This is a genomic window from Pseudomonas sp. BIGb0278 (genome assembly GCF_024809895.1).
GTDB lineage: Bacteria > Pseudomonadota > Gammaproteobacteria > Pseudomonadales > Pseudomonadaceae > Aquipseudomonas > Aquipseudomonas shirazensis.
This window is the reverse complement of record NZ_JANUEL010000001.1, coordinates 210,104-226,822: the sequence shown is the minus strand read 5'-3', so window position 1 is coordinate 226,822 and position 16,719 is coordinate 210,104. Positions and strand designations below refer to the sequence as shown.

At 65.1% G+C, this 16,719-nt stretch carries 13 protein-coding genes; 12 read left to right on the top strand and 1 reads right to left on the bottom strand.

The features are described from left to right. Positions 1 to 8: 8 nt before the first annotated feature. The 3 genes from lhgO to M2396_RS01045 all read left to right on the top strand — a co-directional run bounded on the left by lhgO (position 9) and on the right by M2396_RS01045 (position 3,724). Positions 9 to 1,202, top strand: a complete 1,194-nt coding sequence (lhgO, locus tag M2396_RS01055; protein ID WP_188036444.1) for an L-2-hydroxyglutarate oxidase — start codon at positions 9 to 11, stop codon at positions 1,200 to 1,202. A gap of 38 nt (positions 1,203 to 1,240) precedes the next feature. Further along, positions 1,241 to 2,569 (top strand): MFS transporter, encoded by a 1,329-nt coding sequence (locus tag M2396_RS01050; RefSeq protein WP_101321344.1) that lies wholly within the window; start codon positions 1,241 to 1,243, stop codon positions 2,567 to 2,569. Between the two features lie 195 nt (positions 2,570 to 2,764). After that, positions 2,765 to 3,724 (top strand): MoxR family ATPase, encoded by a 960-nt coding sequence (locus M2396_RS01045; RefSeq protein ID WP_101321346.1) that lies wholly within the window; start codon positions 2,765 to 2,767, stop codon positions 3,722 to 3,724. Positions 3,725 to 3,730: 6 nt separating this feature from the next. Here M2396_RS01045 and M2396_RS01040 read toward each other — a convergent pair whose 3' ends face one another. Continuing rightward, positions 3,731 to 5,020: a DUF2235 domain-containing protein gene (locus tag M2396_RS01040; RefSeq protein WP_259072407.1), complete on the bottom strand. Its 1,290-nt coding sequence runs from the start codon at positions 5,018 to 5,020 to the stop codon at positions 3,731 to 3,733. A gap of 298 nt (positions 5,021 to 5,318) precedes the next feature. Between M2396_RS01040 and M2396_RS01035 the strand changes: the two genes are divergently transcribed. The 9 genes from M2396_RS01035 (at position 5,319) to M2396_RS01000 (ending at position 16,719) form a co-directional block, all read left to right on the top strand. Beyond that, positions 5,319 to 6,263, top strand: coding sequence for a DUF58 domain-containing protein (locus tag M2396_RS01035; RefSeq protein WP_101321350.1), 945 nt, complete (start codon positions 5,319 to 5,321; stop codon positions 6,261 to 6,263). Further along, positions 6,260 to 6,754: a DUF4381 domain-containing protein gene (locus tag M2396_RS01030; protein ID WP_188036447.1), complete on the top strand. Its 495-nt coding sequence runs from the start codon at positions 6,260 to 6,262 to the stop codon at positions 6,752 to 6,754. The genes M2396_RS01035 and M2396_RS01030 overlap by 4 nt, the downstream gene beginning before the upstream one ends. Further along, complete coding sequence (locus M2396_RS01025; protein ID WP_101321354.1) at positions 6,747 to 7,823, top strand: VWA domain-containing protein; 1,077 nt, start codon at positions 6,747 to 6,749, stop codon at positions 7,821 to 7,823. Before M2396_RS01030 ends, M2396_RS01025 begins: the two co-directional genes overlap by 8 nt. Positions 7,824 to 7,955: 132 nt before the next feature. Then, positions 7,956 to 8,033: a hypothetical protein gene (locus M2396_RS24220; protein ID WP_224786425.1), complete on the top strand. Its 78-nt coding sequence runs from the start codon at positions 7,956 to 7,958 to the stop codon at positions 8,031 to 8,033. 77 nt (positions 8,034 to 8,110) lie between these two features. Further along, a complete protein-coding gene (locus tag M2396_RS01020; RefSeq protein WP_409035086.1) occupies positions 8,111 to 9,544 on the top strand; it encodes a tetratricopeptide repeat protein in 1,434 nt (477 codons plus the stop codon). Continuing rightward, positions 9,541 to 11,172, top strand: coding sequence for a BatD family protein (locus M2396_RS01015; protein ID WP_259072404.1), 1,632 nt, complete (start codon positions 9,541 to 9,543; stop codon positions 11,170 to 11,172). The genes M2396_RS01020 and M2396_RS01015 overlap by 4 nt, the downstream gene beginning before the upstream one ends. A 77-nt stretch (positions 11,173 to 11,249) precedes the next feature. Further along, complete coding sequence (locus tag M2396_RS01010; protein ID WP_150570225.1) at positions 11,250 to 12,488, top strand: exonuclease SbcCD subunit D C-terminal domain-containing protein; 1,239 nt, start codon at positions 11,250 to 11,252, stop codon at positions 12,486 to 12,488. Further along, positions 12,485 to 16,129, top strand: a complete 3,645-nt coding sequence (locus M2396_RS01005) for an AAA family ATPase (protein ID WP_259072401.1) — start codon at positions 12,485 to 12,487, stop codon at positions 16,127 to 16,129. The genes M2396_RS01010 and M2396_RS01005 overlap by 4 nt, the downstream gene beginning before the upstream one ends. Beyond that, the gene (locus M2396_RS01000) at positions 16,126 to 16,719 is read left to right on the top strand and encodes a glutathione S-transferase (protein ID WP_150573538.1); all 594 of its coding nucleotides are present in this window, start codon (positions 16,126 to 16,128) and stop codon (positions 16,717 to 16,719) included. The genes M2396_RS01005 and M2396_RS01000 overlap by 4 nt, the downstream gene beginning before the upstream one ends.

Below are 16,719 nucleotides of genomic sequence, written 5' to 3'. Positions count from 1 at the left end.
TACCCTGCATGACTTACGACTACTTGATCATCGGCGGCGGCATCGTCGGCCTGGCCACAGCGATGGCACTGCTCGAGCAGCGCCCCGGCGCTTCGTTGCTGATCGTGGAAAAAGAGGCCAGCCTCGGCCGCCACCAGACAGGCCACAACAGCGGCGTGATCCATGCCGGGATTTACTACGCGCCTGGCAGCCTCAAGGCCGAGCTGTGCAAACGCGGCGCGCAAGCGACCAAAGACTTCTGCAGCGAACACGGCATCCATTTCCAGGTCTGCGGCAAACTGCTGGTTGCCTCCAACGAACTGGAGATGCAGCGCATGCAGGCGCTGTATCAGCGCTCGCAGGAAAACGGGTTGAAGGTCGAGCAGCTCGACGCCGCTGAGCTCAACCACCGCGAACCCAACATCGCAGGGCTGGGCGCGCTGTTCGTCGATGCCACCGGGATCGTCGATTACCGCCAGGTGTGCCAGGCAATGGCCAAGGTAATCGAACGCGCTGGCGGCGAGCTGCGCCTGTCGACCAGCGTCCGCTCGATCAAGGAATACTCCGAGCATGTCGAGGTATGCAGCGACGAGTACCGCTGGCAGGCGCGCCAGTTGGTGGCCTGCGCTGGTTTGCAGTCCGACCGCCTGGCACGCCTGGCCGGCGTGCGCATCGATCACCAGATCATCCCGTTCCGTGGCGAGTACTACCGCTTGCCTGCGAGCAAAAGCCAGATCGTCAACCACCTGATCTACCCGATTCCGGATCCGCAACTGCCGTTTCTGGGGGTCCACCTGACCCGCATGATCGACGGCAGTGTAACCGTCGGACCCAACGCGGTACTCGGTTTTGCCCGCGAGGATTACCGCAAGTTCGCCCGCAACTGGGCCGATATCGGCGAATTCGCGCGTTTCCCGGGCTTCTGGAAAACCCTATGGAACAACCTCGGCTCGGGTACCGCCGAGATGAAGAACTCGCTGTTCAAACGCGGCTATCTGCAGCAGTGCCGCAAGTACTGCCCGTCGCTCGAGGTCGACGACCTGCTGCCCTACGAAGCCGGCATCCGTGCCCAGGCGGTGATGCGTGACGGCAGCCTGGTACATGACTTTCTGTTCGCCGAGACACCGCGCATGGTGCATGTCTGCAATGCGCCCTCGCCCGCTGCCACCTCGGCCATCCCGATCGGTCAGATGATCGCCGAAAAGATCCTCAACGCCCGCTGAGCTGCACCCCTAACTACAAAGACAATAAGGACAATCAGATGTCGGTACATCAAGCAGCAGTGACCGCAAGTGAAACACCAGAACAGACACGCAAACGCCTGCGCAAAGTGGCCGCGGCGACCATTTTCGGCTCGATGCTGGAGTGGTACGACTTTTACCTGTACGCCACCATGGCCGCGATCGTCTTCTCGAAGATCTTCTTCGACGCCAGCAACCCTGCCGTAGCATCGCTGCTGGCGTTCTCGACATTCGCCATCGGCTTCATCGCCCGGCCCTTCGGCGGCGTCCTGTTCGGCTACCTGGGCGACCGGTTCGGACGCAAACACGTACTGGTGATCACCTTTTGCATGATGGGCGTATGCACCGCGCTGATCGGCTTGATTCCAAGCTATGCAACGATCGGCGTGTGGGCGCCGATCCTGCTGGTGGTGATCCGGATCATTCAAGGCCTGGGTGCGGGCGCAGAGCTGTCGGGGGCGGCCGTTACCTCCTATGAACATGCCAGCGAAGGCAAGCGCGGCAGCCAAGGCGCCTGGCCGGCATTGGGCTTGAATCTGGGCCTGCTGCTGTCGTCGCTGACCGTCTACCTGCTGACCATGAATGGCAATGACTTCCTGCTCGCCGGTGGCTGGCGCATTCCGTTCATTGCCAGCATCGTGCTGGTGGCAGTGGGCCTGTGGGTGCGCAAGAGCATTCCGGAAACCCCAGACTTCAAGGAACTCGATCGCTCCGACGCCAAGCCGCAGATATCACCGCTGAAACTGCTGTTCAAAAATGACCTGAAAGGCCTCGCCGTGGTGTTCTTCGTCGCCATCGGCTACAACGCCCTGAGCTACATCTTCAAGACATTCTCGCTGGCCTACCTGACCCAGTTCAAAGGTGTAGAGGCGCACGTCACGTCGCTGTCGGTGACCATCGCCAGCCTGGTTGCGATCTTTGCCGTGCCGTTCTTCGGTTGGCTGTGCGACCGTTGGAGCAGCAAGACCGTGTTGATGCTGGGTGGCGTGCTGTCTGCCCTGTTCGCCTACCCATTCCTGCAGTTGCTGAGCACCGGCGAGCCGAGCATGATCTACCTGGCGATCGGGATCGGCACCGGGATTCTGGCACCGATGATGTTTGCCCCGCAGGGCTCGTTCCTCAGCCGCCAGTTCCCGACCCAGACCCGCTCATCCGGGTTTGGCACGGGCCGCGAAGTCGGTACCGCCGTGGCCGGCGGCCTGGCGCCGTTGGGCGGGCTGGCCCTGGTGGCCAGCTCGGCGACGCATTCCACCGACGGCGTCGCGCTGATGCTGACCATTGCCGGGATATTGGTTGTGGTGTTTGCGTTCTTTGATCAAGGCCGCAAGCACTCCAGCTCGAAAAACTGACGACCGCCCAGCGCCACCGCCCTGTTGGCGACCTCACTGCAAACAGGGCAGTGGCCCGTGACGCCCAACAGCCTGTGCCAACGATAAATTTCGCCTCTGCCATTGGTCGTCACCACCCCGGATGGATTAAAGTAGCAGGCCCTGCCCGGGCTGCCTGCTGGCAACTCCCCGGCCTCTCTCCAGGAACCGTCGCCGATGGAACACCGTGAAGCGCTGAACGCGCTACGCACCTTTCTTTCCTCCCAGATTCTGGGCCAGGAAAAACTGGTCGAACGCCTGCTGATCGTCCTCCTTGCCGATGGCCACATGCTGGTCGAAGGCGCCCCGGGGCTGGCCAAGACCAAGGCGATCAAGGAGCTGGCCGAGGGCGTCGAGGCGCAATTCCACCGCATCCAGTTCACCCCCGACCTGCTACCCGCCGATATCACCGGAACCGAGATCTACCGCCCGGAAACCGGCAGCTTTGTCTTCCAGCAGGGGCCGATCTTTCACAACTTGGTGCTGGCCGACGAGATCAACCGCGCGCCGGCCAAGGTTCAGTCAGCACTGCTCGAGGCCATGGCCGAGCGCCAGGTCAGTGTCGGCCGCAGCACCTACGACCTGTCGCCGCTGTTTCTGGTGATGGCCACGCAGAACCCAATCGAGCAGGAAGGCACCTACCCGCTGCCCGAAGCTCAGCTCGACCGCTTCTTGATGCACGTCAAGATGGGCTTCCCCGACGCGGCAGTCGAACGGCGCATTCTGCAGCAGGCCCGCGGCGAGGCGCTCAATGGCGAGACCAAGCCCGAGCGGCGGGTCAGCCAGCAGGCGATTTTTGCTGCGCGCAAGGAAATCCTCGGCCTGTACATGGCCGATGCAGTGGAGGAATACCTGGTGCAACTGGTGATGGCCACGCGCACCCCGGCCAAGTTCGACAGCGACCTGGCTGACTGGATCGCCTACGGCGCCAGCCCGCGTGGATCTATCGCGCTTGACCGTTGCGCCCGTGCGCACGCCTGGCTGGCCGGGCGCGACTTCGTCAGCCCCGAGGATATCCAGGCGGTGCTGTTCGACGTGCTGCGCCACCGGGTGATCCTGTCGTTCGAGGCGGAAGCGGCCGGGGTCGATCAGGACCGCGTGGTCCAGCGCATCCTTGATGTGGTTGCCGTTGCCTGAGGCCGATCAGACGTTTGGCTCTACCAACCGCCCCTCATCAGCCGGGCGGTTGAGATAGACCAGATCGTCTGGCAGAAACCCGCAGGCAGTGAATGCCTCCCAATTCGCCGTGGTGTGCACGTATTTGCGGTGCAGCAAGTGCCGCTCTGTCTCGGTCAGGCCAATCACCGACGAGCGGCCCAGGGCGAAATCTTCCAGTTTGCCAGCGATGACCAGCAAATCCTGAGGCAGCTCCCAACCTGGCGAGGGCGCCGACAGCGGCTGCATCGGCACCTGCGAGTCGACCGCAAGGGCATGCATGATCCTCAGATAGACTCGCGATAAATGACCATGAACCTCGCGCTCACGATGCAGCACGGCATTCACGGTCTTGCAGTGTCCAAGCAAGCCTGCCCGCGCTTCCCACACCCGCACTTGCGGCGTGAGCCCAGGTACATCGGTATAGTCTGCAGCCAGCGCGAGCGCCGCAGCGTAAGCCTCGCTGTCGAGCGGATCGGCATCCGCATTCAAATCACTCGTTTGCACACGAGACAGGTCGATTTTTTCGCGGCTCACTTGCAGATAGCCGCCGCCGAGATCGGCATGGGCACCGGGCAAACGCAGGTCGTTGCCGGTCGCGACCAGCGGATAGTTGTAGCGATGCTCGTCAGCCGCTACCAACTGTATGACCTTGCCGGCGACGCCAGGCGCCAGGGCCAGATGCAACTGTCCGTAGTCGCCATTGGTCGAGGTGAAATTGAACTTCAGCGGCTCGACGATGGCCCCGACGGTGTCAAATAGACCTATGAAGTCGATAGCGACGCCCTGGCCCCATCCCAGGCATGGTGAGAAATCGCAGGCTTGCGCAAGCAGGCTTTGAGTGCCTTTGCCTAGGTCATTGGCAAACGCTCGTGCGCCAGCCGCACCGCGACTGAAACCAAACAGGTCAAATTTCAGCGCCTGAAGCTGCACCGAGGGATGGCTCTGTCGCCAGGCCTGTAATTTCGCGGCCAGGGCCAAGGCAGCTTGCCCGAGGCGTTGACGAACCCCGGTTCCGCCGCTACCGGTATACCAGCCAATGTCGGAATCCGGCTTCCCCTGGAGGGTTCCTGGCCCTTCAACATACAGGCTCAGAAATCCTCGCGCGACTGGGTAGGCGTCATACAACAAGGCTATATTGGAGAGTGCACTCGCGTAGCTACCCGTTGCCTGCTCGGGCACAGGCTCGTCCCCTTTGACGGCGTTGCTGCGGTTGTTGCCTGTGCCATCGAAAAACACGCCGATACGCAGCGTGGTTGGCTCATGTTCCGTTGCCATGGTTGAACCTCCGTGATCAAGGGCACCATTGAACGGCACTCGGCCTGCACGCGAGCATCAGCCAAATCTGTGAGTACTGCGTGATCAGTGGTGCAGACGAAGGCCACACGCCGCAGTTGCAGTCAGTTTTTTAGCATTCACGTTGGTCGGCGATGCTGCGGATGCTTTAAAGTATTGCGCTCTGCGCAGCTCGCCCCCTGGCCGATGCGCTCCCTACCCAGGAACCGTCAACCATGCACCATCCTGACGCACGCATAGCGCGGCAAGACCTGCGCGGCTTCGCGGTCGCCTGACGCCCATGCCCACCGCACAATTGGCCGAACCTGGTATCCGCACCAGCCTCAGCGAGCTGATCGACATGCGCCACCGCGTGCGCGAGATTCAGCTGTTCTCGCGGCCCGGCCAGCGCAGCCCGCTGGTGGGCCTGCACCTGTCGAAGTTGCGCGGGCGTGGGGTCGATTTCGACCAGGTGCGGGTCTACCAGGCCGGCGACGACGTGCGCAACATCGACTGGCGGGTGACCGCGCGCACCCAGGAGCCGCACACCAAGCTGTTCCATGAAGAGCGCGAGCGGCCGATCTTCATCATGGTCGAGCAGAGCCAGCGCTTGTTCTTCAGCTCCGGGCTGACCTTCAAATCGGTGCTGGCCGCTCAGGCGGCTGCGCTGTTCGGTTGGGCGGCACTGGGCCACAACGACCGCATCGGCGGGCTGGTGTTCGGCGATAACGAGCACTACGAAGTCAAGCCAAGGCGCAGCAAGCAAAGCCTGTTGCAGCTGCTCAACCGCCTGGCCAAGGTCAATCAGTCACTGCACCCCGAGGCCGTGCCTCAGGCCGACAGCCTGTCGCTGGCCCTGCGCCGGGCGCGCGAAGTCCTGCGCCCAGGCAGCCTGGCCATCGTCATCTGCGATGAGCGCGCCCTCAGCGAAGGCATCGAGCAGCACCTGTCGATGCTCTCACGCCATTGCGATGTGCTGCTGATGCCGGTTTCCGACCCACTCGATCATGCCCTGCCTGCCGCCGGCCTGCTGCGCTTCGGCCAACGCGGCGCGCAGTTGGAGCTGGATACCCTCGACGGCAATCTGCGCCAGGCCTACCGCCAGCAAGCCGAAGCGCGGATCGAACGCTGGGAGCTGCTGGCGCAGAAACTGCGTGTGGTGCTGATGCCGCTGAGCACCCAGAGCGAGATGGTCGAGCAACTGCGTGAATACCTCAACGCGCAGCGCCCGGGGCACCGCAAGTGAACCCGCTGGACGAGCTGCAACCGTTGCTGGCGCCGCCGGCGATCAGCCTGTGGCCGCCGGCGCCCGGCTGGTGGCTGCTGCTGGCACTGCTGCCGGTGCTCGCCTGGGGCCTGTGGCGACAACGCTACTGGCGCCCGGGCAAACGCCGCGTAGTGCGCGCCGAACTGCCGCTTGACCCGGTCCGCGAAGCAGCCCTGGCCGAACTCGCGCGCCTGCCGCGCCCCTACGACGGCGCGCCGGCCGGTGCCTGGCTGCAGCAGATCAACGCGCTGCTCAAACGCCTGTGCCGCAACCATTATCCGGGCGCCAACAGCCATACCCTGAGTGGCCGGCAGTGGCTGGCGTTTCTCGACAACCGCTGCCCGGCGGCAGGCTTGACCCGCTGGATGGTGCTGGTCGAAGGCACCTACAAGCCCGAGTGCAAGCTCGACGACAAAGCCATCGTCGGCCTCAGCCAGGCGGTCGAAATCTGGATTCGCAAGCATGTTTGAACTGGCCTGGCCGTGGATCTTCGTGCTGCTGCCGCTGCCGTGGCTGGCACGGCTGGTGCTGCCGGCTGCCGACAGCGGCGAGCCGGTGCTCAAGGTCGGCTTCATGAACGAACTCGAAGGCCTGGCCGGGCGCCGTGCCCGTCTCAATCTGCCCACCTGGCGCCAGCAGGCGCCGTTCGTGCTGATCTGGCTGCTGCTGCTGTTGGCAGCGGCGCGCCCGCAGTGGCTGGGCGAACCGGTACCGGTGGAAGCCAGCGGTCGCGACCTGCTGGTGGCCGTTGATGTGTCCGGCTCGATGGACTTCCCCGACATGCAGTGGCAGAACGACGAAATCAGCCGGCTGGACCTGGTCAAGGCGCTGATGGGCGACTTTCTCCAGGATCGCCAGGGCGACCGGGTCGGCTTGATCCTGTTCGGCAGCGAGGCCTACCTGCAAGCGCCGCTGACCTTCGACCGACGTACCGTGCGCACCTTCCTCGACGAAGCGCAGATCGGCATCGCCGGCAAAAATACCGCCATCGGCGACGCCATTGGCCTGGCCGTCAAGCGCCTGCGCCAACGCCCGGCGCAGAGCCGGGTGCTGGTGCTGATCACCGACGGCGCCAACAACGGCGGGCAGATTCATCCGCTGACCGCGGCCCGCCTGGCGGCCCAGGAGAACGTGCGCATCTATACCATCGGCATTGGTGCCAACCCCGAAGCCAGCGGCACCCCCGGTTTACTCGGTCTCAACCCAAGCCTGGACCTGGACGAAGCGTCGCTGCGCGAAATCGCCGACATCACCCACGGCAAATACTTCCGCGCCCATGATGGTGCTGAACTGGATGCCATCGGCGACAGCCTCGATCAGCTTGAACCGGTCGCTCAGCAACCGACCCAGACCCGCACCGCGAAAGAACTCTACGCCTGGCCGCTGGCTCTGGTGCTGCTGCTCAGCGTGTTATTGGTGATTACCACGCTATGGCCAGACAACCTACTGCAGCGCGCCCTGCGCCGGCCACGTTTTCTGCAACCGCACCCTGAATGGCGCCAGCGCCTCAAGCGTCTGCGCCTGCGGAGGCGGCGATGATCGATCTGTGGCCCCAATGGCTGCGCCCGCTGTGGTTGCTGGCCGTGCCGCTGCTCGTCTGGCTGCTGTTCAAGCTGTGGCATCGGCGCAAGCGCGCGGGCCGCTGGCAGATGATTCTGCCGGCGCAGTTTCATGCGGTATTGCTCGGTGGCGGCAGTGGCAGCAACAGCAAGCTGCCATGGATCGCCCTCGGCGGCGCCTGGCTACTGATCGTACTGGCCCTGCTCGGCAGCAGCTGGCAACGCGTCGAGGAAACCCGCCAGCGCCCGGCCGACCCGCTGGTGATCATGCTCGAGCTGACCCCGCAGATGCTCGCCGAGGACAGCACGCCGAATCGCCTCGAACAGGCCCGGCGCAAGATCCTCGACCTGCTCGAGCACCGCCGCGACAGCCAGAGCGCGCTGGTGGTCTACGCCGGCAGTGCGCACACGCTGGTGCCGCTGTCGGATGACCTTGGCACCACGCGTAACCTGCTGGAAGCGATCGACCCGTCGATCATGCCGCAACCCGGCCAACGCGCCGACCTCGCCGTGCAAAAGGGGCTGGCCCTGCTCGCCCAGAGCGGCCTCGGCCAAGGCCGCCTGCTATTGATCGGCTCATCCCTGAGCAACAGCGAACGCGAGGGCATTCTGCGTGCCCTGGGCCGGCAAGGACCAAACCTGTTGATGCTCGGCATCGGCAGCAGCGAAGGCGCGCCGGTCCGCCAGGCAAACGGCGAGTTCCTCAAGGATGAGCAAGGCGCAATCCTCTTGCCACGACTGGACAGCGCCAGCCTCAAGGGCTTCATCAACAGCACCGGTGGCCGCTACCGCCACGCCCGCATCGACGACCTCGACCTGCGCGGGCTGGGCCTGTACGACAACCCACGCGCCCTGCGCAGCGACGGCCAGACCGTGCAACTGGACAGCTGGGCTGATCAGGGTTACTGGTTGCTGCTGCCGCTGCTGCTGTTGGCCGCCTGCGCCGGGCGGCGTGGCTGGCTGTTCTGCCTGCCGCTGCTGTTCTCCCTGCCGCAGCCCAGCCAGGCCTTTGAATTCAACGACATGTGGCTGCGCCCCGACCAGCAAGGCCAGCGCCTGCTGGAACAGCAACGCCCCGCCGCTGCCGCGCGCCACTTCGAAGACCCGCAATGGCGCGGCATGGCCCTGTACCAGGCCGGCGACTATGAAGGCGCGGCCAAGGCCTTCGCCCAAGGCAGTTCCGCCGCCGCACACTACAATCGAGGCAACGCACTGGCTCGCGCCGATCAGCTGGAAGCCGCCTTGGACGCCTACGAGCAGGCCCTGGAACGGCGCCCGGATCTACAAGCGGCGCTGGATAACCAGGCGCTGGTCCAGCAATTGTTGCTGCAGCGCCAGGCCAAGGCCCAAGCCGAAGAGCAGCAAGCCAAGGAAGATGCGCAAGGCGCCCCCGGCAAGGACACCGACGGCAACAGCAGCTCGGCCAGCGATCAGGCACCCGGCGATGCCGACCAGCCCCAGGCCAAGGCCGGCCAGGAGCAAGGCGACAGCGCCAGCAACACCCCGCCCCCCGCCGGCAATCAGGCGGGTGACGACGATAACCTTACCCAACCGCCTCAACGCCCGGTTTCCACCAGCCTCGATGGCGAACAACGCCAGGCCCTGGAACAGTGGCTGCGGGAGATCCCGGACAACCCTGCGCAGCTGCTGCGGCGCAAATTTTGGTATGAACAGCAATTGCATCAGGAAACCCCACGATGAGTCGCTGCGGCGTCTTGCTTGTCAGTCTGCTCTGGATGCTTCAGGTCCAGGCCCAACCGCCGCTGCAGGCCAGCGTCGATCGCACCCGCCTGGAAGCTGGCGAAACCTTGGAGCTGATCCTCGAAAGCGAGGACGTCACCCAGTTCGGCAAGCCCGACCTGCGTGCGCTGGAGGGCGACTTCGATGTGCGTGGCACGCGCCAGCTCAACAGCCTGCACACGCTGGATGGCGAAACCCGCGCCAGCACCCGCTGGATCATCACCCTGCTGCCAAGGCGCAGCGGCAGCCTGAGCATTCCCGCGCTGCAACTGGGCCAGTCGTTCAGCCAGCCGATCGAGGTGCAAGTGCTGCAGGCCGGCGACAACCGCCCGGAAAGCGCCTCGCAGGTGTTCGTCGAGGCAACTCTGGACAGCAACGATGTCTACGTTCAGGCCCAGGCCGTGCTGACCCTGCGCATCTATCATTCGGTGTCGCTGTATGACGACAGCAGCCTCAGCCCATTGCAACTGGACAACGCCAAGGTCGAGCCGCTGGGTGAGTCGCGTACTTATGAGAAAGAGATCAACGGCGTGCGCCATGGCGTGATCGAAACGCGCTACGCGCTGTATCCGCAGCAAAGCGGCACGCTCGATATTCCACCGATGACCTTTACCGCCACCGCTGCTGCCGCTGATACCGGCGAGCAGCCGTCTGCTGCCCCGCGCGCAGGCCGCCAGGTCCAGGTCAGCTCGTTGCCGCTGCGCCTGAGCGTGCGGCCGATACCGGCCAATTACCCAGCCGGCGCCGCCTGGCTACCGGCGCGCAGCCTGACCCTGGAAGAACACTGGAACCCGGACCCGAGCAAACAGACCGTGCAGATCGGCGACTCGCTGACGCGCAGTATTACCCTGCGCGCCGACGGCCTCTCGAGCACCCAGCTGGCGCCGCTGCCGGCCACCGAAATCATCGGCCTGCGCCGCTACCCGGACCAGCCACTGCTGCGCAACGAGGTCACCGAGCGCGGTATGACCGCCAACCGCGAAGAGCGCGAAGCGCTGGTGCCGACCCACAGCGGCGAATTGACCCTGCCGGCGCTGGAAGTCACCTGGTGGAACACCCGCGAAGACCATCTGGAAAACACCAGCCTGCCGGCGCGCAGCCTCAGCGTGCAGGACAACCCGGCCCTGAGCGCCGAGACGCCGGTGGGTGACAGCAGTTCATCCAGTCGCCTGCTCTGGCCGTGGCAACTGGCAACCCTGCTGCTGGCCCTGAGCACTGTGCTCGGTTTCACCCTGTGGTGGCGAGCCCGCTCGCAGCCAGCGGTGCTGCGTGCGGCGCAGACCGGCCCGAGCCCGCGGACCTTGCTCGATGACCTTAAACGCGCGTGCCAGGCCAACGACCCGCAGGCGACCCGCCAGGCCCTGGATGCCTGGGCACGCCAGCATCCGGAGACGCTGGCCGAGATGGCGGCGCGCTTCGTGCCGCTGTCGGATGCGCTGGATGGCTTGAACGGCGCGCTGTACAGCGAGAGCGGCCAGCACTGGCAGGGCGACGATCTGTGGCGTGCGATCAATGCCATTCCGCCGGCCGAGCAGTTGCTCGACCCGGTCGGCGATGGCGGCAGCTTGCCGCCGCTCTATCCGAAGTAGCCCGGCGCGGCTGACCCGTTGAGTTACCATACGCCGCGACCACTGCTTCCCTCGAATTCACTTCAAACAGGTTATTCATGCGTCTGTTCCACACCTCCGACTGGCACCTTGGCCAAAGCCTGCATGGCCAGGAACGCGACTTCGAACACGCCTGCTTTCTCACCTGGCTGCTGGGCCAGTTGCACTTGCGCCAACCCGATGCGCTGCTGATCGCCGGCGATATCTTCGACACGGTCAACCCGCCGGTCAAAGCCCAGGAGCGGCTCTACCAGTTCATCGTCGAGGCCCACGAGCAACAGCCCAAGCTGGACATCGTGATGATCGCCGGCAACCACGACTCCGGCTCGCGCATCGAGCTGCCCGGCCTGCTCATGCGCCGCCTGCGCACCCATGCCCTGGGCCGGGTGCACTGGCTCGATGAGGGCCAGCTCGACGCTGAGCGCTTGCTGATCCCGCTGACCAACAGCCGTGGCAAGGTCGCCGCCTGGTGCCTGGCGCTGCCGTTCCTGCGCCCGGCCGAAGTCACCGGCCCACAACTGGGCGACGACTATGTGCAGGGCATCACCCAGGTGCACCAGCAACTGATCAAAGCCGCCATGGCCAAGCGCAAGAAAGACCAGGCGCTGGTCGCCATCAGCCATGCGCACATGGCCGGTGGCTCGATCTCGGAAGACTCCGAACGCAGCCTGATCATCGGCAACGCCGAAGCGCTGCCGGCCAAGCTGTTCGATCCCGCCATCAGTTACGTTGCCCTGGGCCATCTGCACAAGCCGCAGAAGGTCAACCGCGAGGAGCGCATCCGCTACAGCGGCTCGCCGATTCCGTTGTCGTTTGCCGAGATCGGCTATCCGCACCAGGTGCTGGAGATCGAGCTTGAAGGCAGCCAACTGGTCAGCGTCGAGCCGCGCCTGGTCCCCCGGGCGGTGGCGTTGCAGCGTATCGGCCCGGCGCCGCTGGCCGAGCTGCTGGAGCAACTGGCCGAGCTGCCGGTGATCGACCTGCTGGAAGACCCCAACCGTCAACCGTGGCTGGAAGTTCGTGTGCGCCTCGACGAACCGCAGCCCGACCTGCGCCAGCAGATCGAGAGCGCCCTGCAAGGCAAAGCGGTGCGGCTGGTGCGGATCAGCGCCGAGTACGCCGGCCGCAGCGCGCTGGACGAGGACCAATTGCAGTTCGTCGAACTCAGCCAGATGACTCCGCAAGACCTGTTCAGCCGCGTCTGGGAGCAGGCCTACGGCAACCCGGTCGATGAGCAGACCCTGAGCGACTTTGCCCTGCTCCTGCAGGATGTGCAGCTGGAGGAGGAACAGCCATGAAAATTCTGGCCATTCGCCTGAAAAACCTCGCCTCGCTGGCAGGCCCGATCGACATCGACTTCACCGCCGAACCGCTGGCCAGTGCCGGCCTGTTCGCGATTACCGGACCCACCGGCGCCGGCAAGAGCACCCTGCTCGACGCCCTGTGCCTGGCGCTGTTCGGCAGCGTGCCGCGGCTCAATGACATCGGCCGTGAGGCCAAGGTGCCGGACGCCGATGGCGACATCCCCACCTACGACCCGCGCAACCTGCTGCGGCGCGGCACCGGCAGCGGCTATGCCGAAGTCGACTTCGTCGGTATCGACAGCAAGCGTTACCGCGCCCGCTGGGAGGCCAACCGCGCCCGCGACAAGGCCAATGGCAAGTTGCAGATGAGTCGCCAGAGCCTCTACGACCTGGATGGCGAGCAACTGCTGGGCAGCGGCAAGAACGAATACAAGCAACTGGTCGAGGCACGCCTGGGCCTGAACTTCGAGCAGTTCACCCGCGCCGTGATGCTCGCCCAGAGCGAGTTCAGCGCGTTTCTCAAGGCCGATGACCGCGAGCGCAGCGACTTGCTGGAAAAGCTCACCAACACCGCCATCTACACCCGCCTCGGCCAACGGGCGTTTGCCAAGGCCAAGCAGGCCGGCGAGGTCTATCAGGGCCTGCAGGAGCGCGCCAGCCACCTGCTGCCGATGGTCGAAACAGAGCGTACCGAGCTTGACCAGCGCCTGGAGCAGGCGCAACAGCTGCTCAAGGCCGAGCAGGCGCGCGAACGCGAACTGGACCAGCAACGCGCCTGGCTGCGCGATCAGGTGCAGCTGCAGCAGCAACTCAGCGCGGCTCGCGAGGCCTTGCACAGTGCCGAACACGACTGGCAGCAACTGGCCGGACAGCGCCTGGACCTGCAACACCTCGAGCGCCTGGCGCCGCAGCGTCATCAGTTCCAGCGGCAACTGGCGCTGGCCGGCGAGCTTACTCCGCTGGCCGCAGCGGTCGCGGCGCAACTGGTTGAGCAGCGCAACCTGCACAGCCATAGCGAGCAGTTGCAGCAGGCCCTGCAAGCTGCCCGCGAGGCGCTGGAACAAGCGCAGGCTAAACACACCGACAGCGCCGCGAACCTGCGCCAGGCGTTTGCTGCTCAGGACAACCTGGCCCGCCTCGACACAGAGCTGGAGCAGTTGGCCACTGTCGGTGCCCAAGCCGATCAGGCCGTCAGCGAAGGCCAGTCGCAGCTGCAGCAGCTTGAGCAACAACAGCAGCACAGCCAGCAGCAGCTCGCCGCCATCGACGCCGCGCTGGCCGACAGCGCCGCACTGGCTGCTATCAGCAGCGCCTGGCAGGCCTACCGCGGCCAGTTGCAGCAACTGCTGCAGATCGGCAACCGCCTCAGCCAAGGCCGCGACGAGTTGCCCAGCCTGCAAGCCCAGGCCAGCCAGGCCAATGCCCTGCTGCAGGAGCAACGCGCCGCCATCGAGCTGCTGTTCCACGAAGCCGGCGCCGAACCGCACGCCCTGGCCGAACAGCTGGACCTGCTCGGCACCTTGCTCCAGGAGCAGCGCAAGCAGCAGCGCGCGGTCGAGCAATTGTCCCGCCTGCACGCTCGCGAGCAGGAGCTGCAGCACACCCTGCACAGCGTGCGCGAACGTCAGCAGCAAGGCTTGCAGCAGCGTCAGCAACTGATCAGCGAAGGCCAGGCGGCCAAGGCCGAACTGGACACCGCCGAGCAGGCTCTGACACTGACCCGGCAACTGCTTGAACGCCAACGCCTGGCGCGCAACACCAGTGTCGAGGAGCTGCGCGGGCAACTGCGTGATGGCGAGCCGTGCCCGGTGTGCGGCAGCGCCGAGCACCCGTTCCATCAGCCTGAAGCCCTGCTGCAAAGCCTGGGCCGGCATGACCAGGTCGAAGAGGCTGCAGCGCTGGCTCAGGTCGAGGCGCTCAATGCCCGCGTGGTCGAGTTGCGCACCCAGGTCGGCATGCTCAACAGCCAGGGCAAGGAGTACCAGCAGCAACAGCTACAGCTGAGCGAACAACTGCTACCGCTGCAGCAGGAGCTGCAAGCGCACGCTTTGTGGCCATCGCTCAGCACCCAAACCGACAGCACCCGCAGTGCCTGGCTGGACGGCCAGCTGCGCCGCCTCGAAGAAGAAATCAACCGCGACGAGCAACGCCAGAGCGCCCTGTTCACCCTGCAGAAAGACGCCGCCCGACTGACCCAGCAAGTGCAGGCCGCCAGCGACGCGCAGCAGCAAGCACAGCAGCGCCTGGATCAGCAGCACCAGGCCATGGCCGCCGATCAGCAACGCCTGGAGCAGACCCTGGCCGATTTTGCCGAGATCCTGCCCGGCGATATCCTCAAGGCCCTGCGCGACGAGCCAGCCCATGCGTTTCTCGCCCTCGATCAACAGGTGGCCCAGCGCCTGCAACAGCTGGAGCAGCAAAAGGACGAGCAAAACGAGCAGCAACAACGCCTGCAACAGCAGCAGCGTCTGGCCGACCAGCAGCAGAGCCGGCTGCAACGCCAGAGCGAGCTGCACAGACAACTCGCAAGCCTTGCCGAGCAGCAACAACAGGCGCGCAGCGTGCTCGCCGAACTGCTTGGCGAACACGCCAATGCCGGTGCCTGGCAGCAGCACCTTGAGCAGCAGGTCGAGCACGCCCGCAGCGTTGAGGCCAGCACCGCGCAGGCGCTGCAGGACGCTCACAGCCAAAGCGTGCAACTGGCTGCTGAACTCAAGGCCAATCAGCAACGCCAGCAGGCCTTGGAGCAGGAACAGCAGACGCTGCACGGCCAGATCAGCCAATGGCGAGCGGCCCATCCAGAACTCGATGATGCGGGCCTTGAGCGCTTGCTCAGTGTCGATGAAGCCACGCTGGACGCGCTGCGCCAGCAACTGCATAGCGTCGACAAGGCCATCGAGCAAGGCCGGGTACTGCTGCAGGAGCGCGAGCAGCGCCTGCAACAGCACAACCAACAGGCTCGGACCGAGCTGTCCAGCGAGCAACTCGAGCAGCACCTCGCCGACTTGCAGCAACAGCTGGTCGGGCACGAGCAACAATGCGCCGAGCTGCGCGCGCAGCAGGCCGACGACCAACGCCGGCAGCACGCGCACAGCGCCCTTGCCGCTGAAATAGAGCAGGCCCAGCAACAGTGGCAACGCTGGGCGCGCCTGAACAGCTTGATCGGCTCTGCCTCGGGCGATGTGTTCCGCAAGATCGCTCAGGGCTACAACCTCGACCTGCTGCTGCACCATGCCAACAGCCAACTGCGCCAGTTGGCCAAGCGCTACCGCCTCAAGCGTGGCGGCAGCGCACTGGGCCTCTTGGTGCTGGATACCGAAATGGGCGACGAACTGCGCTCGGTGCACTCGTTGTCCGGCGGCGAGACCTTCCTGGTATCGCTGGCCTTGGCCCTGGGCCTGGCCTCGATGGCCTCGAGCACCCTGCGCATCGAATCACTGTTCATCGACGAAGGTTTCGGCAGCCTTGACCCCGAGTCACTGCAACTGGCGATGGATGCGCTGGACGGCCTGCAGGCGCAAGGGCGCAAGGTGGCAGTGATCTCCCACGTGCAGGAGATGCACGAGCGCATCCCGGTGCAGATCCAGGTCCGGCGCCAGGGCAATGGCCTGAGCGAGGTGGAGGTCTGCGGATGATCCTCTACTCGTTTCGCCGCTGCCCCTGGGCCATGCGCGCGCGGCTGGCGCTGGCGTATGCTGGCTGCACCGTCGAGGTGTGTGAAGTGTCGATGAAGCACAAGCCGGCCGAGCTGCTGGCGTTGTCGCCCAAAGGCACGGTGCCGGTGCTGGACACCGGCGCCGAGGTGTTGGAAGAGAGCCTGGATATCATGCGCTGGGCCTTGCTTCAGCATGACCCGCAGGACTGGCTACTACGCGATGATCCAGCGGCAGCTGTGCAGGCGGACGCCCTGATTGCTCGCAATGACAGCACCTTCAAGGCTCAGGTCAACCTGTACAAGTATGCCGAGCGTTACCCCGAGCACACTCGCGAGGAGTACCGCCTGCAGGCCGAATCATGGCTTGAGGAGCTGGAGGCGCTGCTGCAAGGCAGGCCGTACCTGCTGGCCCAGCACCCAAGCCTGGCCGACGCCGCGTTGTTGCCGTTGCTGCGTCAGTTCGCCGGGGTCGAGCCTTTATGGTTCGCCGAGGCGCCCTACCCCCAGCTGCGTGACTGGTTGCAGGGCTGGCTTGCGTCAGACCTGTTCAAGGCCGTGATGGCGCGCTGA